This window comes from Bifidobacterium sp. LH_417 (assembly GCF_056357035.1).
In genome coordinates this window covers 1-23757 of record NZ_JBKEVI010000005.1, presented here as the reverse complement: position 1 = coordinate 23757, position 23757 = coordinate 1, and the positions used below count along the sequence as shown (strand labels likewise).

General features: G+C 61.5%; 16 protein-coding genes and 1 pseudogene. 6 read left to right on the top strand and 11 right to left on the bottom strand.

Going from position 1 to position 23757, the window contains the following annotated elements:
- Positions 1-45: 45 nt before the first annotated feature.
- On the bottom strand, positions 46-1275 hold the full coding sequence (locus AC1AYR_RS04675) for a trans-sulfuration enzyme family protein (RefSeq protein WP_476511631.1): 1230 nt from the start codon (positions 1273-1275) through the stop codon (positions 46-48).
- 298 nt (positions 1276-1573) lie between these two features.
- Between AC1AYR_RS04675 and AC1AYR_RS04670 the strand changes: the two genes are divergently transcribed.
- Entirely contained in the window at positions 1574-2236 is a 663-nt protein-coding gene (locus tag AC1AYR_RS04670) for an alpha/beta hydrolase (protein WP_476511630.1), read from the top strand.
- 22 nt (positions 2237-2258) lie between these two features.
- Here the strand turns inward: AC1AYR_RS04670 and AC1AYR_RS04665 are convergent.
- Positions 2259-4763 (bottom strand): annotated as a pseudogene (locus tag AC1AYR_RS04665) (GTP-binding protein); the annotation flags it as partial.
- A 626-nt stretch (positions 4764-5389) separates the two neighbouring features.
- Here AC1AYR_RS04665 and AC1AYR_RS04660 point away from each other — a divergent pair.
- From AC1AYR_RS04660 to AC1AYR_RS04650, 3 genes are all read left to right on the top strand, one after another.
- The gene (locus tag AC1AYR_RS04660) at positions 5390-6139 is read left to right on the top strand and encodes a 3'-5' exonuclease (protein WP_476511629.1); all 750 of its coding nucleotides are present in this window, start codon (positions 5390-5392) and stop codon (positions 6137-6139) included.
- A 512-nt stretch (positions 6140-6651) separates the two neighbouring features.
- Positions 6652-7005, top strand: a complete 354-nt coding sequence (locus AC1AYR_RS04655) for a hypothetical protein (protein ID WP_476511628.1) — start codon at positions 6652-6654, stop codon at positions 7003-7005.
- Positions 7006-7229: 224 nt separating this feature from the next.
- Complete coding sequence (locus AC1AYR_RS04650) at positions 7230-9488, top strand: M13 family metallopeptidase (RefSeq protein ID WP_476511627.1); 2259 nt, start codon at positions 7230-7232, stop codon at positions 9486-9488.
- Positions 9489-9580: 92 nt separating this feature from the next.
- Here AC1AYR_RS04650 and AC1AYR_RS04645 read toward each other — a convergent pair whose 3' ends face one another.
- The 5 genes from AC1AYR_RS04645 to AC1AYR_RS04625 form a co-directional block, all read right to left on the bottom strand.
- Positions 9581-10360, bottom strand: a complete 780-nt coding sequence (locus tag AC1AYR_RS04645) for a single-stranded DNA-binding protein (protein WP_476511626.1) — start codon at positions 10358-10360, stop codon at positions 9581-9583.
- Between the two features lie 301 nt (positions 10361-10661).
- Positions 10662-11747, bottom strand: a complete 1086-nt coding sequence (locus AC1AYR_RS04640; RefSeq protein ID WP_476555142.1) for a LacI family DNA-binding transcriptional regulator — start codon at positions 11745-11747, stop codon at positions 10662-10664.
- A 59-nt stretch (positions 11748-11806) separates the two neighbouring features.
- Positions 11807-12841: a LacI family DNA-binding transcriptional regulator gene (locus AC1AYR_RS04635; RefSeq protein WP_476511624.1), complete on the bottom strand. Its 1035-nt coding sequence runs from the start codon at positions 12839-12841 to the stop codon at positions 11807-11809.
- Positions 12842-13119: 278 nt separating this feature from the next.
- Positions 13120-14541, bottom strand: coding sequence for an MFS transporter (locus AC1AYR_RS04630; protein ID WP_476511623.1), 1422 nt, complete (start codon positions 14539-14541; stop codon positions 13120-13122).
- Between the two features lie 124 nt (positions 14542-14665).
- Complete coding sequence (locus tag AC1AYR_RS04625; protein WP_476511622.1) at positions 14666-16663, bottom strand: glycoside hydrolase family 127 protein; 1998 nt, start codon at positions 16661-16663, stop codon at positions 14666-14668.
- Between the two features lie 83 nt (positions 16664-16746).
- Here AC1AYR_RS04625 and AC1AYR_RS04620 point away from each other — a divergent pair, with 83 nt between their 5' ends.
- Together AC1AYR_RS04620 and AC1AYR_RS04615 are read left to right on the top strand one after the other, a co-directional pair.
- Entirely contained in the window at positions 16747-17043 is a 297-nt protein-coding gene (locus AC1AYR_RS04620) for a LacI family DNA-binding transcriptional regulator (protein WP_476511718.1), read from the top strand.
- Complete coding sequence (locus AC1AYR_RS04615) at positions 16971-17495, top strand: LacI family DNA-binding transcriptional regulator (protein WP_476511621.1); 525 nt, start codon at positions 16971-16973, stop codon at positions 17493-17495. The genes AC1AYR_RS04620 and AC1AYR_RS04615 overlap by 73 nt, the downstream gene beginning before the upstream one ends.
- Here the strand turns inward: AC1AYR_RS04615 and AC1AYR_RS04610 are convergent.
- The 4 genes from AC1AYR_RS04610 to AC1AYR_RS04595 form a co-directional block, all read right to left on the bottom strand.
- Complete coding sequence (locus AC1AYR_RS04610) at positions 17452-20157, bottom strand: Ig-like domain-containing protein (protein WP_476511620.1); 2706 nt, start codon at positions 20155-20157, stop codon at positions 17452-17454. The genes AC1AYR_RS04615 and AC1AYR_RS04610 overlap by 44 nt on opposite strands.
- A 219-nt stretch (positions 20158-20376) precedes the next feature.
- Positions 20377-22401, bottom strand: a complete 2025-nt coding sequence (locus tag AC1AYR_RS04605; protein ID WP_476511619.1) for a glycoside hydrolase family 127 protein — start codon at positions 22399-22401, stop codon at positions 20377-20379.
- Between the two features lie 33 nt (positions 22402-22434).
- Positions 22435-23277 (bottom strand): carbohydrate ABC transporter permease, encoded by an 843-nt coding sequence (locus tag AC1AYR_RS04600; RefSeq protein WP_476511618.1) that lies wholly within the window; start codon positions 23275-23277, stop codon positions 22435-22437.
- Between the two features lie 32 nt (positions 23278-23309).
- A partial coding sequence (locus tag AC1AYR_RS04595) for a carbohydrate ABC transporter permease (RefSeq protein WP_476555141.1) occupies positions 23310-23757 on the bottom strand: 448 nt, incomplete at its 5' end.

Sequence of the window (23757 nt, the reverse complement as noted above, 5' to 3'; positions counted from 1 at the left end):
TGTCGGCGCAGCCGACTGGGGGTGGTCCCACGCAGGGCGCACCTCCTACGCGAGCACGCCGGCCGTAAGCTCCTCGAACACATCGACGTCGGCGTGACGCTTGATGTACTGCTCGTAGGCGATGTCGAACGCCTGGCCGAGATCCTCAATCAAATCGGACGCATCCTCGATGCCGATGGACAGCCGCACCAGTTCGTCAGTGATGCCGACCTTGAGACGCTCCTCGCGCGGCAGTTCGAAATGCGTCATGCGACACGGAAGTTCGGCGAGGCTCTCCACCGCGCCGAGCGACACGGCCAGACGGAAGATATGCAGGTTGTCGAGCACGTCGGCAGGGTCGACGCCGGGCACGACCTCGAAGCTCAGCACGCCGCCCGCCCCCTTGAGCCCCTTGGAGGCAAGCTCCTGCTCACGTCCGGGCAGCCCCGGGTAGTTGACGGTCTTCACGAGCGGATGCGCGAGCAGATACTGGGCGACGGCCTTCGCGTTCGCCTGCTGACGGTCCATGCGCAGGGCGAGCGTCTGGATGCCGCGGCGCACCGCGTCGCATTCGGCCGGCGCGAGCACGCCGCCGAAACGGTTCTGCGCGAAGTAGATCTGCTGGCCGATCTTCTCGCCGAGCGTGACCACGAGTCCAGCGTTCACGTCGGAATGGCCGGCAAGGTATTTGGTCGCCGAATGGAGGACCACGTCGGCGCCCAAATCGAGCGGACGCTGCAGGTACGGGGTGACGAACGTGTTGTCGACGATGGCGATCGCACCGTGACGGTGCGCGATGTTCGCGATGGCGCGCACGTCGTTCACGTCGAGCAACGGATTGGTAAGCACTTCGAAGTAGACGGCTTTCGCCGGAGCCTGGCCGCTCGCGCGGTCGCCGGCGACGGCGGCCTCCAACGCTTCGGCATCATGCGTGTCGACCGCGTCGAACTCGAGCCCACGATCGGCGAAGTATTCGTGGAACAGCGAGTAGGTGCCGCCGTAGATGTTCTTGCCGACGACGATACGGTCGCCCGGCTTGAACACGCTCAGCACGGCATGGATGGCGGCGAGACCGGATGCGAACGCAAATCCGCGCGCGCCGTGTTCGAGCTGCGCGATCTGGTTCTCAAGGAACTCGCGGGTCGGATTGCCGCTGCGCGCGTAATCGTAGCGGGGCATGGACCCGACCTTCTCGAAGGCATATGTCGTGGAGTTGTAGATCGGCGGGTTCACGGCGCCGGTGGCGTTATCGCCGACCGGAAGGCCGTGGACGAGCTGAGTGTTGAACCTGGTCATTGCGCACCCCCTATCGTGTTCGCGTGGCATTGCTCGGGGCCGTTCCCCGCGCGGCTGCTATCGAAGATAATCGATGATCCGCGCGAACGGAACGGCGTTGCTATACGCCTTCCTTATGAACTGTTATCCGTCGCTCCCAGCCGGCCTACATCTCCGTCCCACCGGCTCCTCTCACCCTGCCCCCGCTGGCGGGGGCTGTCGGCGAAGCCGACTGGAGGTGGCGCCACGGCATGACGGTACGACGGACCGGCCCACCTGCCCGACGGAGCCCGCACCCAGCAGGCCTACACTGGGAGGCATGAAGATCACCAAGGCTTTGACGCGTCTGACCGGCTCCCCCACATCCCCGGTGTTCGTGCTGCTGCACGGCTGGGGCTCCAACGAATACGACCTGCCCGACCTGCTGCGCTACTGCGGCGCATCCTCCGCCGACTACGCAAGTCTCAGGGCCCCGATCCCCTACGGCATGGGCGGCACCTGGTTCGGCGACTGGGCGCACGAAGGCGTGCCGGAAGGCGAATCCCTGACCCGTCAGGCGAAGGCCGCCGCCGAGGCGATCGACGACTGGGTGCGCGCGAACATCCCCGCCGACCGCACGGTCGTCACGATGGGCTTCTCGCAGGGCGGTCTGCTCGCCGCGCACATGCTCCGCTTCGACCCGCAGCGCTACGCGGCGGCCGTGAGCTTCTCCGGCTGGCTCGCCCCCGGCGACCTGCCCGGCGACGCGACGTTGGCCTCGACCCCCGAGGGCGAGCGGCCGCCGGTCTTCTACGGCCACGGCGCAATCGACGACATCTTCCCCAAGTCAGATGTGGCGGCAATGGGCGAGTTCTGGCGTGAGCACGGCACGCTCGACGAACACGTCTACCCGGGCATGGCGCACTCCATCAACATGGACGAGCTGCGCGACGTGCAGCGCTTCCTTGAGAAGCACGGGTTCGTGCGGCCGCAGATCTGGTGAAGGGCCCGATAGGGGTCTACAGCGCGGTCGCGTAGTCGACGTGCGCGAACTCCGGCACCTTGTACCACTTGACCGGATAGCCGGCGCCATGCGCGCAGAACACCGAATCGGGTGTGTTCTCCAAGTCGGATTCCGGGTCGTACATGGTCTCCTCGATCACGCGCGCCGCATCATGGCACGGCCGGTACCCGCCGAACGTCGCGGAGAACCGTCCACGCCCATGCGTGTACGCATTCACGTCCATCGCATAATCACGCATCTCGCTCACCGGCGCCTCGCCCTCGACGACCGCATAGTCACCGTTATCCATATCGGACGGCGCGTCGAACGTGCCAGACATGCGCTGCACGTCGGCCATCGCACGCCCGATCATGTCGGACGGCACTTCGAGCCGGAAACGGTACCACGGTTCCAACAGCACACAATGCCCCGGATCGGCGGCGACGGCCTTCACCATCGCGGAGACGTCGCGGTCGCCGGACGCGCCCTGCACACCGGAATCACCGCGCGACTTGCCACCGTTCCCACGCGACTTGCCGTCGCCCTCGCCGTCTCCCTCGTTCTCCTCCGGAGGCTCGTAGGCCGGCCTCGCCGTGTCCACGCCGATGACCGGACGGCCGGTCACGCCGGCCCGCGACTCCATCAGCCCCTGACGGATCGCACGGTAGGTGGCCTGGCGGAAGTCACCCCCCTCCGTGTGCTTCACATGCGCGCGGGCGGCGACGAGCGTCATCCTCACGTCCGTGAGCGGCGAGCCGGTGAGCACGCCCAGATGCTCGCGCTCGGTCAGATGCGTGAGAATGAGCCGCTGCCAGTTGCGATCGAGCTCGTTGACGCTCAACGCGGACGCCACCGTGACGCCGCTACCCGGCTCGACCGGCTCGATGAGGATGTGTGCCTCCGCGTAGTGGCGCAACGGCTCGAAATGGCCGACGCCCTCGATAGGCGCGTCGATGGTCTCGCGGTAGAGGATCGAACCGGGGCCGAACGCCACGTCAAGCCCGAACCGATCGTGGAGTGTCTGTTGGATGATCTCGAGCTGCACGGCGCCCATGAGCTGCACGTGGAGTTCCTGCAGGCGCTCGACCCAGACGACGTGGAGCAGCGGATCCTCGTCCTCGAGCTCGCGCAGCGCGGCGATCACCTTGTGCAAGGTGAGGTCGTCAAAACGCGGAGTCGGAGTAGGGCTGGCGGCGGAGGCGGAGGAACCGGTGGAACCGGTGGAGCCGACGGCCTTGCCGGATTCGTCGGAGCCGGTAGAGCCGGCGAAACCCGTGCCGGCGTTCGATTTCTCGCCCGTCTTGCCGAGGGCGTCGAACGGCAGCACCGTGTAGGTAAGAACCGGCTGCATCTCCGGGCTGCCGGCATCCGGTTCGGCACCGAGTCCCGCGCCGGGGAACGTATGTTCCAATCCGGTGACCGCGCACACCGCGCCGGCGGGCAGCTCGGTGGCGATCTCGAATCGCGCGCCGTTGTAGACGCGCACCTGGTCGATCTTCTCGGAGGTGAAATCGGGAGCGTCGCCGGCACCAGTTGCGCCGGCATTCCCGCTGGCCTCCCTACCGGCATTGCCGCCGGTCTCCCCACCGGCATTCCCGCCGAGCGCGACCATCGACTTGGCCTTGAGCGTGCCACCGGTCACGCGCAGCCAAGTGAGCCGGTTGTGCTTATCGTCATGCGAAATCTTGAATACGCGAGCGCCGAACTCGTCCGGCCAGGCGGTCTCGCGCGTATAGGCGTCGAACGTGTCGAGGAACTCCTCCACGCCGTCGAGCTTCAACGCCGAGCCGAAGCTCACAGGGAACAGCTCGCGCCTCGCGACCATGCCGCGCAACGTGCCCGCGGTCAAGGTGCCGGTTTCGAGGTATTCGTCCATCGCGGATTCGTCAAGCGTGGCGATGTCCTCGGCGGCATCGCCCAGGTCAATCGGCGTGGCGTCGGGAATGCCGTCACCGGAAGCGTCGCCGGCCGAAGTGCCGGCCGAAGTGCTGACGGAGGTGCTGCCGGAGGTGTCGCCAGCCGCGGTGCTGGCCGAGGCCCTGACGGGACCGGCTGGCAGCGGCAGCGGGTAGACACCGTCTCCCAGACGACGGCGCAGGTCGGTGAGCGCCATGTCCCGGTCGAAGCCGGCGGCATCGCATTTGTTGACGAACACGAACGTGGGTACATGGTATCGGGCGAGGAGCCGCCACAGCGTTTCGGTGTGGCCTTGCACGCCGTCAGTGCCGGAGACGACGAGGATCGCGTAGTCGAGGGCGCGCAGCACGCGTTCGGTTTCGGCGGCGAAGTCGACGTGACCGGGGGTATCGAGCAGAGTGAGTCGGAGGCCGCCGTGTTCCACGAGCGCCTGATGGGCCGAGATGGTGATGCCACGCGCTTTTTCGAGCGTGCCGGTGTCGAGGAAGGCGTCACCGTGGTCGACGCGGCCGAGTTTACGGATTTCGCCGGTGCGGTAGAGCAACGCTTCGGAGAGCGTGGTCTTGCCCGCGTCCACATGCGCCACGATTCCCGCCACGATTCGTTTCATTGCTTTGCCTTCCGTTTTCGACCATCCCGGACAGGCCGGTTAGCTTGGTTGGCCCATCCATCTTGTCCGTCGTGTCCGTCTCCGATCGTCGCCGCCCGTCGGTTTGTCGGCAACGTGACAGTCCAACTATAGGAGACCGTTGCCATGTTCCGGTTTAACGACGGATGTGTATGGTTTGACGGCGAACGTGCATGGTCTGAGATCGAATGTGTATGGTTTCGACCCGAACGTGCATGGTTTCGACCCGAATGTGTGGAGTGTGGTGCTGAAGACCTGCGCGGCGGGTGCCTCGGCAGCAGCGGCACGCCACGCAAAAAGCCCGGAATTCCGCCAATCCTCATCCGGCCAGCATCTCGCTTGCAGCCGCTATGGAACCGCTCTTCAGCACCACACCCCACAGGTTGCCGCCGCTGGACTACACATTCGCCCCGAAACCATACACATTCGCCCCTGAACCATGCATATCCTGCCGGGAACCGGTATAGATGTTCCGTGTCCCGGTGGCTCGTCTACCATGGAGTGCACGCGACGGCCGTCGATTGACGGATGGCTCGCACGCGGATGCACGCGGCGGCGTGCCGCAATGACTTGAATATGGAATATGACTTCGTAAGTAAGGAGCAGCCGTGACCGTTTCCGGCACCACCGTTTCCGACCAGCAGTCCGATCTCGAGACCGTCGCCGCGGTCTCCTCCCGCTTGGAGGGGTTCCCGTCCGATTATGTGGCGCTCGACTTGGAGACGACCGGCTTCTATCCGAACAGCTGCGCGATCACGGAGATCGGCGCGGTGCGCGTGCGCGACCGGCAGATTGTGGACCGCTTCCAGCGTCTGGTGAACCCGCTGCGTCCGATTCCGGCGGCTGTGGTGAAGCTCACCGGCATTACGGATGACATGGTCGCCGGTCTCGATCCGATTGACCAGGTGCTGCCCGAGTTCGTCGCTTGGCTCGCACAGGGCGCGCAGGATGGCGAAACCAACGGAAACACCACGGCTGCGGGATCCGGCATTGCCCTGGCCGAGCCGCTGATCGGGCACAACATCCGTTTCGACTTGAGCTTCCTCGATTGGAACACGCGCAAGGTGCTGGACGGCCCGTTCTCCTGCGTGGATTTCGACACGATGCAGATCAGCCGCACGCTGTTCGCGCGTGAACGTCATCATCGTCTGCTTGACCTGATCCAGCGCTTCGACATCGCGCAGAACGAGGAGCACCGCGCATTGAGCGATGCGATCCAGACGCAGCAGTGCTTCGAGTGGATGCACAAGTACGTGGACCGTCACGAAGGCCGCGGCGGTTTCGGAGCGGTCGACTGGAGGACGGTGCCGGCGAAGAACAACGACGCGATCCTCAACCGTCAGATCATCCTCCTGTAAGCCCCCGCCCGCCCAGCACCCGCCGGCAGGAGTTACCCCGTGTCAGGCCCAGCACCCGCCGACAGCTCCCGCCCTGTCAAGGACTCCTCACTCCCGCCGGCTGGAGTCGCCCGGCAGACTCCAGCACCCGCCTGCCCAGCACCCGCCGGCAGCTCCCGCCCCGTCAAGGACTCCTCACTCCCACCGGCGGGAGTCGCCCGGCAGACTCCAGCACCCGCCTGCCGACAGCTCTCGCCCTGTCAAGGACTCCTCACTCCCACCGGCGGGAGCTGTCTTGCGCAGCGAGACTGAGGGTGGTCCTCCCACACCGAAGCCACACCGAAGCCACACCGAAGCCACACCGAAGCCACACCAACCCCTGCCCGCATACCCCCGAACCAGTGTTCACCCGTTATTCACCGGCCGTACCGCGTCGCCTCCCCGCCGATACGGCCGTCCGTGGGATAGTGAAGACACGCACGGAATCCGGTGCGATGACAACGAGACAACCAAACGACGAAGGAGCGTGTCTCATGGGATGGGGAGCAGGTAAGTCGACCACGGTGGCGTTCACGCAGCAGCCGAAGGAGGTGTTCGACACGCTCGCGCAGCTGGGCCAGTCGCTGAAGGGCTTCACGGTCACAGCGGATCCGAGCTCGTGGACGGTCACGTTCGCCAAGGGGATCAGTCTCACTTCGTGGGGCGAGAAGGCCGTTGCGCAGGTGACGCAAGGTCAGGATGGGCGCACGTGGGTCATGGTCACATCCAAGTTGAATTTCGGCCTCATCGACTACGGCAAGAACACGAAGAACGTGAACGCGATCGTCGAGGCCGCGTCCGCCCGCCTCGGCCAAGCCGACGTCGTCAAGCCGGTAGCGAGCGTCTGACGATCCAGCAGCTCTCCAACCCCTCAACCAAAAGAGGCAGCACGCTGTCGCCCGCCTTGCCTTTGCCCTCTTCAGACGAGTGAGGCGACTGCGAGCGCGCGCAGCATCATGGTCGGGTCGGCCCCTGCCTTCCCGACGAGTGAGCGACGCGCAGCACCGGAGGAAGAGCTACGGCAGAGAGCCCCGCATAAGACCCGGCGACGGGAACGACTACTGTGGTGAGCATGAGTGAAACATCTGCAACTGCCGCCGGCCCGCTCAGGTCCGGCATCGATCCGGCGTCGTTCTCCGGCGTCGTCAAGCCTTCCGACGATCTGTTCCGTTACGTGAACGGTCCGTGGATCGACACGTATCGTCTGCCCGACGACCGTTCCCGCTACGGCTCGTTCGACAAGCTCGCCGAGGATGCGGAGAATCAGATTCGCGATATCCTCGAAGACGAGAACGAGAACGAGGGTGAGAGCACGAACGCCAGCGCCGCCGAGGCGGCCGTCACGCCGGCCGCGAAGTCGCGCGCCCTGTACCGTTCGTTCCTTGATACGGACGCGATCGAGGCGGCCGGCATCACACCGATCAGGCCCGCGCTCGACGCAATCGACTCCGCCGCGGACAAGACCGCGCTGACCCGCGTGCTCGGCGCTCTGAATCCGGAGGGCGGCGCCGACCTGTTCGGTCTGGCGATCTACGGCGACCCGGGCGCCCCGGAATTCAACATCGCGCACGTCGAGCAGGGCGGCATCATGCTGCCGGACGAGGCGTACTACCGTGAGGATCATTACGCGCCGGTGCGCGAAGCGCACGCGCACATGGTCGCCGCGCAGCTCGTGAACGCCGGTTACGCGCCTGCCGCCGAGGACAATCCGAACGTCGACGACGAGCTGCCGACGCGCGGCGACGTGGACGACGACATCGAGAACACGGACGGCGACGGCGAGGATGTCGCGATACCGACGCCGAGCGAGGCCGCGCTCGACCTGGCCCGTCGCTTCCTCGACGTGGAGACGAGAATCGCCGCGAACCATTGGGACAATGTGGCGACGCGCGATTCGGTGAAGACGTACAACCCCACCGATTACGCCGATTTGGCCGCCACGTTGAAGCATTTCGATCTGGACGCGTGGATCGACGCGTGGCAGCACGCGTATGACGCGACGCCTGCCGCGACCGTGCAGCCGCTCGACTTCCGCGGGGTGTTCGACCGTGTGATCGTGCACGAGCCGAGCTTCCTGACGGGACTTGACGCGTTCTGGGAGGCGGCTGACCTGGAGGATCTGAAGCTGTGGGCGCGTGTCCACATGATCGTCGGTTCGGCCTCGTACCTGTCGCGCGCGTTCGACGTGACGAACTTCGATTTCTTCGGCAAGGTGCTGTCCGGTCAGAAGAAGCAGCGTGTGCGCTGGAAGCGCGGCGTGAGTCTCGTCAACGGCATCTGCGGCGAGGATGTGGGCCGCGAGTATGTGAAGCGCCACTTCCCGGAAAGCTCGAAGCAGCGCATGGAGCAGCTGGTCGCGAACCTGATCGACGCATACCGCGTGTCGATCACGAATTCGGATTGGCTGGGCGAGGCGACGAAGGCGAAGGCGTTGGAGAAGCTCTCCAAGTTCACGCCGAAGATCGGCTACACGAACCATTGGCGCGACTACACGGCACTGGACGTGCACGCGGACGCGACGCTCGCCGACAACATGAAGGCCGCCTCCCTGTACGAGACCGGATACCAGCTGGCGAAGGTCGGCAAGGCGGTCGACAAGGACGAGTGGCTGATGAACCCGCAGACGGTGAACGCCTACTATGAGCCGACCATGAACGTGATCGTGTTCCCGGCGGCGATCCTGCAGCCTCCGTTCTTCGACCCGGAGGCGGAGGATGCGGCCAACTACGGCGGCATCGGCGCGGTGATCGGCCACGAGATCGGCCACGGCTTCGACGATCAGGGGGCGCAGTACGACGGCGACGGCAAGCTCAACGACTGGTGGACCGCAGAGGACAAGGCGAACTTCGAGGCGCGCACGAAGGCGCTGATCGAACAGTACAACGCGTTCGTCCCGCGCCAGCTGGCCGAGAAGTACGCCGACGAACCGGAGAAGGCCCCGCATGTGAACGGCGCGTTGACGATCGGCGAGAACATCGGCGATCTGGGCGGTGTGAACATCGCGTTGAAGGCGTACGCGTTCGCGTTGGACAAGGCCGCGGGCCGTCCGGAGGACGGTTCGATGGCGGCGATTGCGGCGTCGCTCGATGCCGCGCCGGAGCTTGACGGGTTCACCGGCCTGCAGCGGTTCTTCCTCAGCTACGCGTCGATCTGGCGCACGAAGAACCGTGACGAGCTGGCCGAGCAGTACCTGCAGATCGACCCGCACTCCCCCGCCGAGTGCCGTACGAACGGCATCGTCCGCAACGTCGACCTCTTCTACAAGGCCTTCGACGTGCACGAGGGCGACGCCATGTATCTGGCCCCCGAACAGCGCGTTCGCATCTGGTAAGAAGTGTGCGTCGCGAATGCGATGCACACTTCTGCTCAAACGTGAGTATTGCGGGCGGTGCACGACGAAAGACGCGCACCGCCCGACCGACGTCACATTTCAGGATCGCCGAAGTCGTCGGAGGAATCACCTCCGACGGCACCTGCGCCGCCGGAGGTGACAGCATCGCCACCGCCCGTTCCGCGCACTTCGCCGGTGACGGGGTCGATGGCACCGTCGACACCACCGGACTCGCCGGGCGTGCCCGCACCGGCACCGGCACCGGCAGCCGCATCACTGCCACCGCCACCGGCACCATCACCGATGCCGTTCGTGTCGATGACGACGCCAAGCGCTGAGCCGACATTGGCTGCGGGATTCGGCGGAATCGCCGGATTCATCGGATTCGAGGGCGGCCCCGCGGTCCCACCGACGCCCGCGCCACCAGCACCGCCGACACCGCCAGCACCAGCACCAGCACCAGCACTCTCACCCCCTTCCGGCGTCTGTGCATCGGCCTGCCGCCGATTGTTGATTTTGTTGAGCCGGGCGATGCCCTGGCTCAGGTCCGGACCGACGGCGGAGGCGTCGATGACCGGCGTGCTGCGGTCGACGCCCTCCTTCTGCCAGCGTTCGGTGCGCAGCATGCCGGTTACGATGACCGGATCACCTTTCTCAAGCGAGCCGAGGATGTTCTTCGCCAACGTGCGGTAGGCGCACACGCCCACCCACGACGTGCCGCGATCGCGCCACTGTCCGGCGTTCTGGTCAAAGAAGCGTGGGGTGATACCCACGCGGAACGAGCATGCGGGGACGCCCGCATTCGTGGTGAAGGGGGCGGGAGGTCCGCCGAGATTGCCGGTGATGGTCACCAGCGCTTGTTGGATGCCCATGGTGAGGTCCTTTCCGTCCGGCCGCTCGGCCGGCGTTGCATCGTTGCGGTGATTACGGTTCTGTACCGGGAAGCCCGTGCGACGCCGATCTCCCCGGTGCATCCAGCGTGCGCCATCGCGCGCCTCCACCGCCACAGCGACAAAGCAATGTGGAAAGAGCCCCTCACCCCGGGCGTGTTGTGGATAGCGTGTGGACGGATACGCGTTATCCACCGTTATGCAAAGAATCTTTCCGGCAACACCGTCGGTCAGCCAGCGCCCCCCGGTCACGCCACACCGCGCCGCGCGTGCACGGACGCACTCAGCCACCCTGCCGCTCGAAAATCCGACCGCTGCCCTCAAGCGGCGTGCGACGCCCCACCTCGGTGGATTCGCGCACGACCATCGGGCATTCCACGCCGAACACGCCGTGATGCGGGTGCCCGTTGATTGCGTCGAGCAGGTATTTCGCCGCCATTCTGCCGATCATCGCGATGTTGTTGTCGAACGTGGTGAGCGTCGGATGCACGTTCGTGGCGAACACGAACCAGTTGTCGTGCCCGATCACGGCGACGTCGCGCGGCACATCCTTGCCGATGGCGGTGAGTCCGCGTACCGCGCCGCGCGCGATCTCGTCGCTCAGGCAGTAGATCGCGTCGAGATGCGGGTGGCGTTCGGCGAGCATCCGCGCCGCGCGTTCGCCCCATTCCTCGCCCCATGTGTCGAACAGCATGTCGATCGGCTGGAAGTCGTAGAGGGTGAACGTGCGTTGCGCGCCTTTCGCACGGTCGCGCGCCGCCTGGAAATCCTCGGCACCACCGATGACCGCGATGTAGCGGCGGCCGATGCTCAGCAGGTATTCGATGGCCTGCGCGCCGGCGCCCACGTTGTCGCAGATGATGCTGCAATCATCCGGATCGCGCGACGGATCGTACGTGTAGACGACGGGCAGTCCCATCGTGGTGCGCGCGTCGAGCGGCGGACGCGGGTTCGTCGTGCTGCCTACGACGATCAGCCCGTCCACACCGTAGGCGGCGAGACGGTCGATGTGGCTGCGTTCCAGCGACGGTTGGCCATGCGAGCTCATGAGCAGCGCCGCGTGGTTGGAGGCGCCGAGCGTCGTTTCGGCTCCGGTGAGCAGCGGCAGTGAGAATCGCCCGTTGTAGTCGGAGGTGATGAGTCCGACGAGACCCGAGCGCCGGCGCCGGCGGGCGACGTGCGTGCGCTCCGTGGGACTCATGTAGCCGAGACGCTGCGCGGCCGCCGCGACGGCGCGCTGCGTCTGCGGGGAGATGCGGTCGGCGTGCCGCAGCGCCTTCGACGCGGCGGACACCGACACGTTCGCCTCCCGCGCCACGTCGGCGAGCGTCACCTTGCGCCCTGCTGTTCCGGATGCCCCTGTCGCCATGGGACCATGCTACCCCGCAACGTCTGTGAGCGTTAACTCACGCATTCCCGTCAAAGCGTTCAGGCAGCGGAATCCGCGTCGATCAGACGCGTCGACCCGCGCGGCACGAGACGGCAGGACACGTAGTCGGTGCCGTGGCGGCGCGTGCCGTTGAGCGCGTCGAGCAGGTAGCGGGAGGCGAGACGGCCGACCGCCTCGCCGTTGTTGTCGATGCTGGTGATCGTCGGATGCGTGGCGGTGACGAACACCGCACGGTTGTCGTGGCCGATGACCGCGACATCCTCGGGGACCCGGACGCCGCGGCGCTGCAGCTCGTCGAGCGCGCCGCGGGCCAGCGGATCGTTCTGGCAGATGACCGCGTCGAAGTCCACGTGTTCGTCATCGAGCAGACGACGCACGGATTCACGCCCCCAGTCCTCGGTCCACGCGCCGAACCGCACCTGCCCGACAGGTTCCATGCCGAACTCGGACAGCGCCTCCAACGTGCCTTTGAGACGGTCGGAGGCGGCGACGAACCGTCGGTCGCCGGCGATCACGGCGATGTGATGCCTGCCGCAGTCGATCAGATGGTTGACGGCGAGACGCCCCGCCTCGAGATTGTCGCAGGTGACCGAACAGTCCATCACGTTGGTGGACGGCCCGTACGCGTAGACGATCGGAATGCCCCATCCGTCGCCGAGCGAGGGATGCGGGTTCGTCTCGTCGTGGATGACGATGAGGCCGTCCACGTTCATCGAGATGAGCTGCTCGACGCTGCCGGGTTCCAGCGAGGCGTCGGACCGGGCGTTGGCGAGCAGCACGCTGATGCCGCGCGAGCTCATCTCCTGCTCGATGCCGACGAGCACCGGGCTCGTGCAGTGCGCGGTGAGCTCGTAGGTGAGCACGCCGATGCTGCTGGTGCGGCCGCCCGCGAGGGACTGCGCCTGCTTGTTCGGCGAGTATTCAAGTCGCCGCGCGGCATCGAGCACGCGGGCGCGCGTGGCGTCGCTGATGCGCGGCTTGTTGTGCAACGCCTTGGATGCGGTGGAGATCGATACGCCGGCGGCGGCGGCCACGTCCTCCAGGCGCGCCGTGATGCGTGCGTCCCTGCCCATGGATGGCGTCCTTTCTGCGATGTCTGGGCGCGAGGCCGATGCGCGAAATCGATGCGCGAGTTCGACGTCCGCGATGACGGATCGTTGCCCGAATCCCCATCGTAGCCGAAAGAACCGTGTCCCGGCAGGCGGATCAACTGGGATCAGCCCGCCGGGACACGGCGTGGAAAGGAAGGGAATCAGGAGATTGAAACCGGCTTGCCTCAATGGCCCCGGAAGCCGGCGAAGGGGGATGGATGGCAACCGACGATGCCGGTCGCCATCCATCCCGGATCGGATCAGGCGTTGGCCTCCTCGGCCTTGAGCTGAGCCTCGTGGCGCGCGGCCAGCTCGGCCTTGATCTGCGGCTCCATCTTCTCGAACCTGCGGTAGAAGCACATGATCACGGCGACGATCACGTACACGATCACCGGCAGCCAGATGAAGCAGAAGCTGATCGCGTCGAGCGCGGACTGCGGCTGGGTCTTCAGGTTGGCGTCGAAGCCGGCCGCACCCATGATCTCCAGCGGCAGGAAGGCGCCGAAGCCGGAGCCGACCTGGATGCAGAAGGCGGAGCCGACGGCGGTCAGGAAGCCGGCCGCGTGGATGCCGGTCTTCCACTCGCCGTAGTCGACGGTGTCGGCGAGCATGCCGAACGGCATACCGCAGGCGATGGCGGCACCGAAGACGCCGATGGTCCAGAAGATGACCGCGAGGGCGACGGAATCGCCGGCGAGCGGCATCAGGGCCTGGCCGATCATGCCGGTGACGAGGCCGATGATCATGGTGAGGGTCTTGTTCTTGGTCTTGTTCGCGATGATCGGCATGGCGATGGTCGCGAGGATGCCGAGCACCTGGACGCCGTTGAACAGGGAGGTCAGGTTGCGGTTGTTCAGGATGTACTGCGCGTAGTAGGTGGACACGCCGTTACGGGTGGACTGGGCGACCCAGTAGATCACGAAGGCGACGACCAGGATGATCCACGGCCAGTTGCCCTTGGCGGCCTTGAGGGAGTCCTTCATCGGAATCGGCTTGTTGAGTTCCGGATGGTAGTTGCGCTCGTTGAGGTTCTTGAAGGCGAACAGGAGCAGCGCGATGGCGATGAGACCCCAGATCGCGGTGACGATCATGAAGCCGGTCTTGTCGCCGCCGCCGACGAGCGTGCCGAAGAAGCCGACCAGCGGGATGGTGAAGGACGAGGTGATGAAGGAGCCGATGGAGCCGCCGCACATGCGGAAGCTGTTGGCGTTCATGCGCTCCTCCGGATCGGAGGTGAGGTTCGGCAGGATGGCGGTGATCGGGGTCTGGATGCCGGTGTACACGGCGCCGGCGGCCAGGATGTAGGTGATCAGCGCGTACCAGAACTTCGGGGCGCCGTCCGGCACGGACGGGGCGGTGAAGGCGATCCACACGGTGACGGCGAACGGGATGCACAGCCACAGGAACCACGGGCGGGACTGGCCCCACTTGGTGTTGGTGTGGTCGACGATGGAGCCCCACACGACGGCGGAGATGGCGTCGGCAAAGCGGGCGACCAGGAGGATCGTGCCCGCGCCGAGCGCGCCGGCGGCCGGGATGTGGAACACGTTGGTGTAGAAGTACATGATGTACGAGGAGATCGTCACGTACAGCAGGTTTCCTGCCATATCGGTAAAGGAGTATGCGATCTTCTCCTTGACCGACAGCTTCACGGCGGAAGCGTCCTTGGTTGCAGCACTCATTGCTTGTCCTTCTTCGTTGATTAGTTTGAAAATCTTTTCGATTCCCTCTGCTCCCCCTGTTCCGGGGGAGCTGTCGGCCTGCGGCCGGCTGAGGGGGTGTCCCCTCGTCAGGGGGCACGGGGAATCAGAAGTCCGAGTCGAACCAGACCTGCATCTGGCCGACTTCGCGGTTGGCCCACGCGTAGTACGGGATGAGCTTCAGGTCGTAGGATTTCTCGCCGACCGGATGCTCTTCGACGTCCGCGAACAACGGGAAGGACTCGTCGTCGTGGGTGCGCTTGGTGGCTGGAATCGTAATGACTTCCACGCCATCGAGCTCGCCGAAGTGGTATTCGGCCTTGGCGCGGGAGGCATCGTGACTGCCGATGTGGTAGTTCCACAACGGAGCGGAGTTGTCGGCTTCCTCGGCGCAGAAGACGATCGGGCCGCGCATCACGGCGATCTTGCCGATGTCGTGGCGCACGACGGTCTTGGAGCGCATGAACTTGACGGCCATGTCGAGGTCGAGCGTGATCGTCGTGGTGCCCGGAGTCACCTCAATGGTCACGAAGCCATCGACCACCGGCAGACGACGGGCATCCTCGCCGTTGACGGTCATCTCATGCTTGGAAGCGGACCACGACGGAATACGCACCAGGAACTTCACCGGGTCAGCGCCTTCCGGCACGTCCACGGTGAATTCGATATGTCCCTCCCACGGGAAGTTGGACTTCTGGGAGACCTTCACGCCGTCGAAGAACTCGGCATCGTTCGCAATGAACTGATGGGCGATAATCTCGCGCTTGTCTTCGTGGGTGGTGTAGAGGTAGCGATCTACGGAGGCGATCAGACGAGCGATGTTGGCCGGGCAGCAAGCGCAACCGAACCATTCGGCGCGGTGCATGAGCACGTGGTAACGGTCAGGGTTGTGCTCGGTGGCTTCCGGATCGGCCTCGAGCGCGTTCACGTAGTAGAAGTGCTTGCCGTCGAGCGCGATGCCGGCGATGGAGCCGTTGAACAGCTCCTTTTCGAGCACGTCCGCGTATTCGCCCTTGGTCTCGATCTCAAGCATCTGCTTGGCAAGGAAGCTCATGGCCACGGAGGCGCAGGTCTCGCCGTACATGGTGTCGTTCGGCAGATCGTAGTCGTAGGTGAACGCCTCGCCGACATGAGTGGAGCCGACGCCGCCGGTGATGTACATACGCTTGGTGACGATGTTGTGCCACAGTCGCTTGGCGGTTTCTTCGAGCTCCTTGTCGCCGGTCAGGCGCGCCACGTGGGCGACGCCGGTGAGCATGTAGCCTACGCGCACGGCATGGCCTTCGGCAGTGAGCTGCTGACGAATCGGGCGGGCGGTCTGGGTGTATTCGTGGGTCCAGCCGCGCATCTGCGGGAAGATATCGGTGGAGCCGTCGCCGATCTTTTCGTTCTGCTTATCGTAGAAGCTCGGATCCTTGCCGCGCACGTCGATGAAGAACTTGGCGAGGTCCAGATACTTCTGCTCATGCGTCACCTCGTACAGGCGGGAGAGCGCCAGTTCGATCTCCGGGTGGCCGTCGGCACCTGGAATCTTGCCGTCTTCTTCACCAAAGTTCGCATCCAGGCAAGCCGCCATTTTCTCAGCGACTTCGAGCGCCTGCTGATTACCGGTGACTTCGAAGTATGCCACGGCAGCCTCAATGTAGTGACCCATCACGTACATTTCGTGGGACTGCTGAATCTGGGTGAAGCGCTCACGGTTCTCGAAAGCACCGGACTTGATGATGTACGGGGTATCCAGGTAGCCGTCTTCCTGCTGGGCGCGGGCGATGAGGTCCACGAGCTTATCGCACAGCTGCTGCAACTGCTCGTCCGGCTCATAAGCCAGAGAGTAGGCGGCCTCTTCCAGCCACTTGTACACGTCGGAATCCTGGAAGACGAAGCCCTTGAACTCGCCTTCTTCATCACCGGCCGCGATGCGCAGGTTACGCACGGCGCGGCTGTAGTGGTAGTCAATATCCTGCTTGGCACCGGAGGGGTCACGCGGAATGTCGATCTTCTGTTCATCGTTGATGACCGCCCACTGGTAGGGAATTACTTCCTTGGCGACGTTTTCACGGTATCGTTTCCAGAACGGCGAAGTAACCGTGACATGCTGGCTCATGATTCGTCCTTTCGACGCTGTAAGTACTGCTTCATCTTCGTTTGAATAACCATGAAAACAGGCTGCAATGCCGACCGATTTTCATGTTCTTACCGCTTGCATTGACGATGGTATGCGCGGTTATTCGTGCAATAATCGAGGTCTTGCGAATGCGAAAATTTTCGCATAATCTGGGCAACATAAGTCGCAAACCTACCCTTGCCGACGTCGCCCGCCTCTCCAATGTTTCCGTAGCCACCGCATCCAGAGCATTGAACGGCACCGACCGCATTTCCGCGGCCACACGGCACGAAGTCATGGCACAGTCATGGCCGCAGCCGAACAACTCGGCTATCGTAAATCCACAAACGGCCACACGCGAAGCAAACGCTCCGGGCTGATTGGACTCATCACTTCTGATTACAACGGCCGATTCGCACTACCGATGCTGACCGGCGCGGAGAATACATTGGGAGCCTCGAATCATGCAGCATTATTGATGAGTTCGCATGGGCGCCCGTCACTGGAGAAAAGCCATATCGATCGGCTTGCCGCACATGGCGTGAATGGTCTGATTGTAGTGGGCAATACGACGAATTCACGCCCGCCGCTCGATCCACGCACCACGATGGGACTGCCGGTGATCTACGCATACGATCCTTCCCGCGATCCCAATGATTGCAGTATTATTTGCGACAATATCGGCGCTGGAGCACAGGCTATTGAATACGTATATGCAATTGCCTCCACAGGCGGCATGTCCTATGGAGGCAATTGCTGTAATCAACCGTTACAACAACGGCATACAATCAGTGGCCGGAATGGCGAGTGCCACCACGACGCATGGCCATAACGGCTGTTCCGGCAGCAACCAGCATTACCGCGATTGCGGCGAATATAGCCACGCCCACACCAGTGTTGGACAATCCGCCTGACGGCTTCTCGCTGGAGGAGCTCTCTTCCGGTTTGCCATTGTTGCCCGGCTTGGAGGAGTTACCGGAATCTCCTTGACCGGACTTGGCAGCTACCGTAATTTCCAGAGAACCAGAAATATTCGAGCCATCGGCAGCGGTAGCGGTAATCGTCACCTTGCCGACAGACTTTGCGCTTACCGCTCCGGTCTTCTCATCCACAGCGGCAATCTTCGGATCGGAAGAGGACCAAGTGACGGTCTTGTTCGATGCATCATCCGGCTTGACGACGGAGGTGAGCACGGCGGATTCGCCGACGGTCAGCTTATCCTTGCCGGATACGGTCACTTCGGTAACCGGCTTCGTCTCAGGAGCTGGCTCAGGCGAGGTCTGCACCGCGGTACGACCGACAGCAATTTTATCGATGTTCGGCGCATATCCATCGGCATTCCCAAGTAGCAGCGTGTTATCGCCCTTCTTCAGATTGACACGAATCGATGTGGTCCAGTACTTAGCCCAACCCCTGGTATTAGCGAACACCACATGCTGAGCAGTTGCACTGTCACCGTTTACGGTCACGTCAGCCCAACGGTTTTCGGTCTGGAAACTGTTGTTATCGGCGACTTGGTTCTGTGCATAGGTGAACGTCAACGTGTAATCACCATCTTCAGGTGCGTTCACCTTGTTGAACTGCAGAGTGTTGCCGGCACCTGCTCCCACATAGGCCACGATTTTGTTCCCTTCGACCCTGGCAGCACCCGATAATGTATTGTCGGAGGACTCGGCCTCATACACATCAGGCGACGTCGCATCATCTTCAAGAGAGATTGCATCAATCTTCACTCCGGTGGATCCACTGTCCAAACCAAGCACATCAATTTGGCTCAATCCAATCGGCAGATACGCGCGAACCGTAGCCGTATTCCAAGCATTTGCGTCGGCAGTCTGAGGCAACGTCAGCGTAATCGTCTGTTCTCGGTTGAGCTTCAGCTCGAGCTTGCGGTTAGCGGGAAGACCGTTAGACGCCGGCGCGGAATAACGAACATGAATGTCGGAGTATCCATCCTTGGCGGAGGTCACAAAGAACGCCGCGTCAGAATCCTTACCATCGAATCCAGTTACGTAGCCGGTTCCAGAGTATCCAGACGATCCACCGTAACCGATGGATGCCGTACCGGCAGTACGGGCATACTCCGCCTCATACTGACCGGTCTTGGTTCCTGAAATGGAAGTTGCCGGAGTCACAATTGCATAGTATGCCGAAGCCTTTTTCAGCCCGGAAAGCACCATGCCACTGTTCAGTTGCGCTGCACTGTAATCACTTTCTGCAACGACATAGTCACCAGTGGACGGCTCGCCCTTGTCCACACCGTAGACGGTCACATGGGCTCCGTCGGGGAATTTGGAACCGGAAATCTTCAGATTAACTGCATAGTTCGCTGCATCAGAACCTCCGAACAGGATACGAGCCTGCTGCTTGGAAGCATCATAGGAAGCCACAGCCTGCGTGGTCTGGTTTTTATCAGCCAATTGCACGTTTACCGTGTTGCCGGTCATGCGACCATACCAGTTGTATAGCCACCATGAGCCAGTGGCCTGATTATTGCGCACAATCAGCTGATCAAGATCACCGGCAGGCTGCCAGTACGGCAAATCGGCAGAGACCTTGGCGTTCTCAAAACGAGTCACGTACTGCACCATGGAACCAGGGGTCTGCAAATATGACGTACTGTTTGGAGCGTATTCGTTGATGCTTACCGGAATATTCGCATCAGGACCAAGCACATCATCAACGATCTTGTTCCAATCATCAAAATCAGTAGTGAACTTCTGCGGGGTGCCCAACTCATGCCAAGTCACAATGTCTGGAATAACGTTGTTTTCCTTGGCGAACTGAAGAAAATCACGGTAATGATTGGAGTAATAGCTGGAGAAGTTCGGTCCGGCAATCCGAGCATTGGGGTCAAGGCTGCGGATGTAATTGAACAGCTTCTTCCAATCTTCCTTCATCTTCACCCAGTTAGGGTTATCCGGGTTGAAGTTTTTGTCCACGTTCTTGTTTTGGCTGATGCATACGCCCTGCTTATAGTTGGCATCACCACAATCGGGTTCATTCAGCGGCACATAGACGTACGAGTCCTTATAGGGACTCTGTTGTACAGCCTCAACCTGCTTCTTCAGCAGCGGGAAATAATCCTCTTCAATGCTTGGATTGTATACGGAATAAGGCCAAGGAACGGGATAGAAATCCTTGAGATATATCTGGATATCGCCGCCACCGTTACGCTTCCACTGCTCCGCAGTGGTCATAACATCACCATTGGGATGTTGTTTGCCATCGATTGGCCGCCCCACCATGGAATGCAGATAAGACAATCCGTTCAGTGTAGTATCCGTTGGAGCGCCATCATCGGCAATACCATACAGGAAGCCTGTCGCCCCGTGCATAACCTCGCCAGTCGATTGATCCAAGTTGACGGAAATATTCGTCGCCTGAGACTCATCGGCAACTGCCGAATTCACCACTGTGGTTGATGCCACTACTGCGCCAGCACCAAGTGTCGTCACTGCAAGCAGTGACGCCAACAATCGTCGTATTTGCATACTTCTCCTTTGATTGATAGACGCATACGCAGTCGTTGCGGAAGCATGGCCAGAAAACCGGCTTCTTTACCGACGCCATATGCCTTGTTGTTGCCCGCCACCATTACCATCAGGAGACGGATGCCTTCGCGGCATGCAAGCCTTCATTCGAGCCTGCCGCGAAGGAGGGTCCTTTTTTTCTTATCCTCTGTACTCTGGTCGAACCGAACAAGACTGGCGCTAGAGCACGGTTTCACGCACCCAGACCTGCATTTGGCCTTCCGTGCGGTTGCACCACGCGTAATACGGGATCATGGTGAGCTCGGCCGCTTGACGTTCAACCGGCTTATCGACGGCAACATACAGGCTCGTGTTCTCCTGCACATCGCGAACTCCGCCGAATGTCAGCACCTCGACACCGTCCAGCAACTTGCTGTCATAACGCTCATGCATTTGCGCATTCACAGGCATGCTGTATGTCCATAAATCATGTGGATTATCCGCCTGCTCCATGCAGTAGACGATAGGTCCGCGAGCCACGGCGAGTTTGCCGGCATCAGCTTTGACATTAAGCGACGCGCGTAGGCATCGAACCGACATATCAAGCACCAGTTTGATATGAGTCTTCTTCTTGGAGACATCCACAGCAATGAAACCATCGCGCGGCTTTACATACGTACGGCGCCCATCGATATCCAACGTCCACTTGGTACTCCAGGCAGGAATACGCAAAGCGATGCTACGCTGCACACCCTTCGGATTGCTGACATCGAATTCGATGTCTCCGCTCCATGGGTAGCCTTCGCCCGGTTGAGATTGGGTAATGACAACATTATCGGCGAATGCAGCCGTATTGGCAACGTATTGGTGTGCATAAATCACATTGCCTTTCACCGTATATAGATAGCGATCCAGTGACGCAATCAATCGCACGATGTTGGCTGGGCAGCATGCGCAATCGAACCATCCGGCACGACGAGTCAGCACATGAGCCTTAGTCGGATTGCCTTTGGATGCGGCGGGATCCGCTTCCAAAGGATTCACGTAGAAGTATCGCGTACCATCCAACTGGATGCCTGCAAGCATGCCATTGAACAGTTCCAGTTCCATAACATCGGCGATGGCACCGGTGGGGTGGCTCTCCATTAACGCTTTGCCGAAGAACAGCATGGCTACAGATGCACAGGTCTCGCCGTAGCCCGAATCATTCGGAAGATCATCGTCATAACTGAACGATTCGCCAATCTGGCAGGAACCGACATTACCAGTCACATACATACGGTGACACACGATATTCGTCCACAACCGTTCGGCGGCGGCCAGCATACGTGCATCGTCAAGCAAGTATCCGACTTCGGCGATGGCAGTGGCCATATAGAGCAGACGGACCGCATGGCCCTCTGCTTTGTCGAGGTCGAGCACCGGCTTTTCCATGATGAAATAACTCAGCGGCATGTGCAGATCCTTATAGAACTGCGGCCCGCCCGCATAATCCTGTTCATCGAAGAATTCCGGATCCATGCCACGCACACGAATGAACCAAGCAGCCAGATTCAGCCAACGCTTTTCACCGGTTGCCTTATACAGGCGCGCCAAGGCAAGCTCGATTTCAGGATGGCCATCCGGACCATGGACCTTGCCTTCGCCATCACCAAAATACTGGTCGATGCAGTCTGCTGCGCGACGGGCCACGTTCAAGGCTTTCTGACTGCCAGTGGACTCCCAGTTGGCAACAGCGGCTTCGATGAAATGTCCCATTGTGTACAGCTCATGGCTCCATCGCAAACCACGGAATCGTTGATCGGCGGGCAAATCAATCTCAAACTTGGTGTCGATATACCCATCTTTATCCTGAGCATCCTCGAAAAGACCCACGACTTCGTCAACCTGACGTTCAAGCTCATCGAGATTCACGTTCGGGTCGTCGCCGGCGAAACCGAGCGCATAACTTGCCGCTTCCAGCCACTTGGACACATCAGTGTCCTGGAATGGCTGGCCACTGAATGAGCCTAGCTCCCGTCCCGCGGCAATGCGCAGGTTACGCATGGAATGGCTGAAGTTGCTTCCATTTTCACCCCATGCCGCACCTTCCGGTACATCGACGGGCACTTCATCGTTCAATGCACGCCACTGGTAGGGCAGCGCATTGTTCAGCGCCATTGAACGGTAGCGCCCCCAGAATTTGGACGTGATGGACACCTGAGGCTCGGCCGGCTTGCAAACGTCAGCATCATCACTTGCGGACTTCGATACGTTGCCAGTCATACGTTTTCCTTCCTTCCACAACAAGGCGGAATATCAATCCTTCATGCCACTGGTTTTGATGCCTTCGGTGATGTACTTCGAGCAGAAGATGTACAGAATCGCCGGAGGAACAATCATCAGCATTGAGAACGCCATTTGCAACGGCCAATTGGTCTGGTTGCCGCCACCGGCGAGCTGGAACGAGGTCAGTGCACCTACGGTCAATGGCTTGAGATTGTCGGAATCGATGAAAATCAACGGAGTGAACAGCTCATTCCACCAGAAGCTTGCGGACATGATGCCCACAGTGATGAAAATCGGCTTGCCAAGCGGAACGATCACCTTCCAGAACGCCTGCCAGCGGTTGCATCCGTCAAGCATGGCAGCCTCATCGATGGAATCCGGAATGGAAACGAAGAACTGGCGGAACAGGAACACGTTGTACGGCTGGGCGAAGAACGCCGGCAGAATCAATGGCCAGAACGAATCCAGCATGCCGAAAGCGCGGAACAGCAAATACTGGGGGATGACCAACGTGGCGGTCGGCACCATCATCGTGGCGATGATGACGGCAAACACCACACCGCGGCCCTTAAAGTGCATACGGGCCAACGGATAGGCCACAATCGAGCTGGACAGCAAAGTACCGACAGTATTGCCGATGCACAGAATCAGCGTGTTGCGCAGGTACAACAATGTGGATGGATTGCTCAGCACCGTAGCGTAATTGCTCCATTGCGGATCACTGGGGAACAATTGCGGCGGGAAGGTGGAGATGCCGGTCAGCGTTTTCAGCGAATTGCAGAAAATCCAGTAAATCGGGAAGAACATGAACAGTGCGACGATGATCATCACCACGTACTGCAGTACGGTGAACCATTTAGGAGCTTTGAACATGATTATCTCTTTTCGTCTTTACAAACGTGGAGTTACTTGCGGTCCATAAGCTTGAACTGCAGAGCGCCGACGATGGCAACGATGATGAACAGCACGACGGCGAGCGCGGATGCCTGGCCCATGTTGAAGCTCTTGAACGCCTTGTCGTAGATGAGCAAGCCAAGCACTTTGGTAGCATCGCCGGGACCGCCGCCGGTCAACGGGTACAGCAAAGTGAAGGCTCCGTTAAAGGAGTTCACGGTGCAGCTGACCACGTTGAACAGCATCATCGGGGCAATGCCCGGAATGGTCACATGGCAGAACTTCTGCCAACCGTTGGCGCCATCCAACGAGGCAGCCTCATAGAGTTCGGTGGGCACATCTTTTAAGGCGCTATTGCTGTTTTCGTGGGTGTGGGTTCGTTGTTGAGCCGTTGTGGGAGTAAGAGAAGAGCGCTTTTTGGGTAGGATGTTTAACGACCAAGAAAAACACAGCCAAAAA

What these genes read in the sequence shown, in the direction of transcription:
- AC1AYR_RS04655 (WP_476511628.1), top strand. Translation starts at nt 6,652, where the DNA reads ATGGGATGGGGAGCAGGTAAGTCGACCACGGTGGCGTTCACGCAGCAG.
- AC1AYR_RS04600 (WP_476511618.1), bottom strand. Translation starts at nt 23,277, where the DNA reads ATGTTCAAAGCTCCTAAATGGTTCACCGTACTGCAGTACGTGGTGATG.
- AC1AYR_RS04645 (WP_476511626.1), bottom strand. Translation starts at nt 10,360, where the DNA reads ATGGGCATCCAACAAGCGCTGGTGACCATCACCGGCAATCTCGGCGGA.
- AC1AYR_RS04615 (WP_476511621.1), top strand. Translation starts at nt 16,971, where the DNA reads ATGGCCGCAGCCGAACAACTCGGCTATCGTAAATCCACAAACGGCCAC.
- AC1AYR_RS04635 (WP_476511624.1), bottom strand. Translation starts at nt 12,841, where the DNA reads ATGGGCAGGGACGCACGCATCACGGCGCGCCTGGAGGACGTGGCCGCC.
- AC1AYR_RS04675 (WP_476511631.1), bottom strand. Translation starts at nt 1,275, where the DNA reads ATGACCAGGTTCAACACTCAGCTCGTCCACGGCCTTCCGGTCGGCGAT.
- AC1AYR_RS04625 (WP_476511622.1), bottom strand. Translation starts at nt 16,663, where the DNA reads ATGAGCCAGCATGTCACGGTTACTTCGCCGTTCTGGAAACGATACCGT.
- AC1AYR_RS04610 (WP_476511620.1), bottom strand. Translation starts at nt 20,157, where the DNA reads ATGCAAATACGACGATTGTTGGCGTCACTGCTTGCAGTGACGACACTT.
- AC1AYR_RS04620 (WP_476511718.1), top strand. Translation starts at nt 16,747, where the DNA reads ATGTTCTTACCGCTTGCATTGACGATGGTATGCGCGGTTATTCGTGCA.
- AC1AYR_RS04670 (WP_476511630.1), top strand. Translation starts at nt 1,574, where the DNA reads ATGAAGATCACCAAGGCTTTGACGCGTCTGACCGGCTCCCCCACATCC.
- AC1AYR_RS04630 (WP_476511623.1), bottom strand. Translation starts at nt 14,541, where the DNA reads ATGAGTGCTGCAACCAAGGACGCTTCCGCCGTGAAGCTGTCGGTCAAG.
- AC1AYR_RS04605 (WP_476511619.1), bottom strand. Translation starts at nt 22,401, where the DNA reads ATGACTGGCAACGTATCGAAGTCCGCAAGTGATGATGCTGACGTTTGC.
- AC1AYR_RS04650 (WP_476511627.1), top strand. Translation starts at nt 7,230, where the DNA reads ATGAGTGAAACATCTGCAACTGCCGCCGGCCCGCTCAGGTCCGGCATC.
- AC1AYR_RS04640 (WP_476555142.1), bottom strand. Translation starts at nt 11,747, where the DNA reads ATGGCGACAGGGGCATCCGGAACAGCAGGGCGCAAGGTGACGCTCGCC.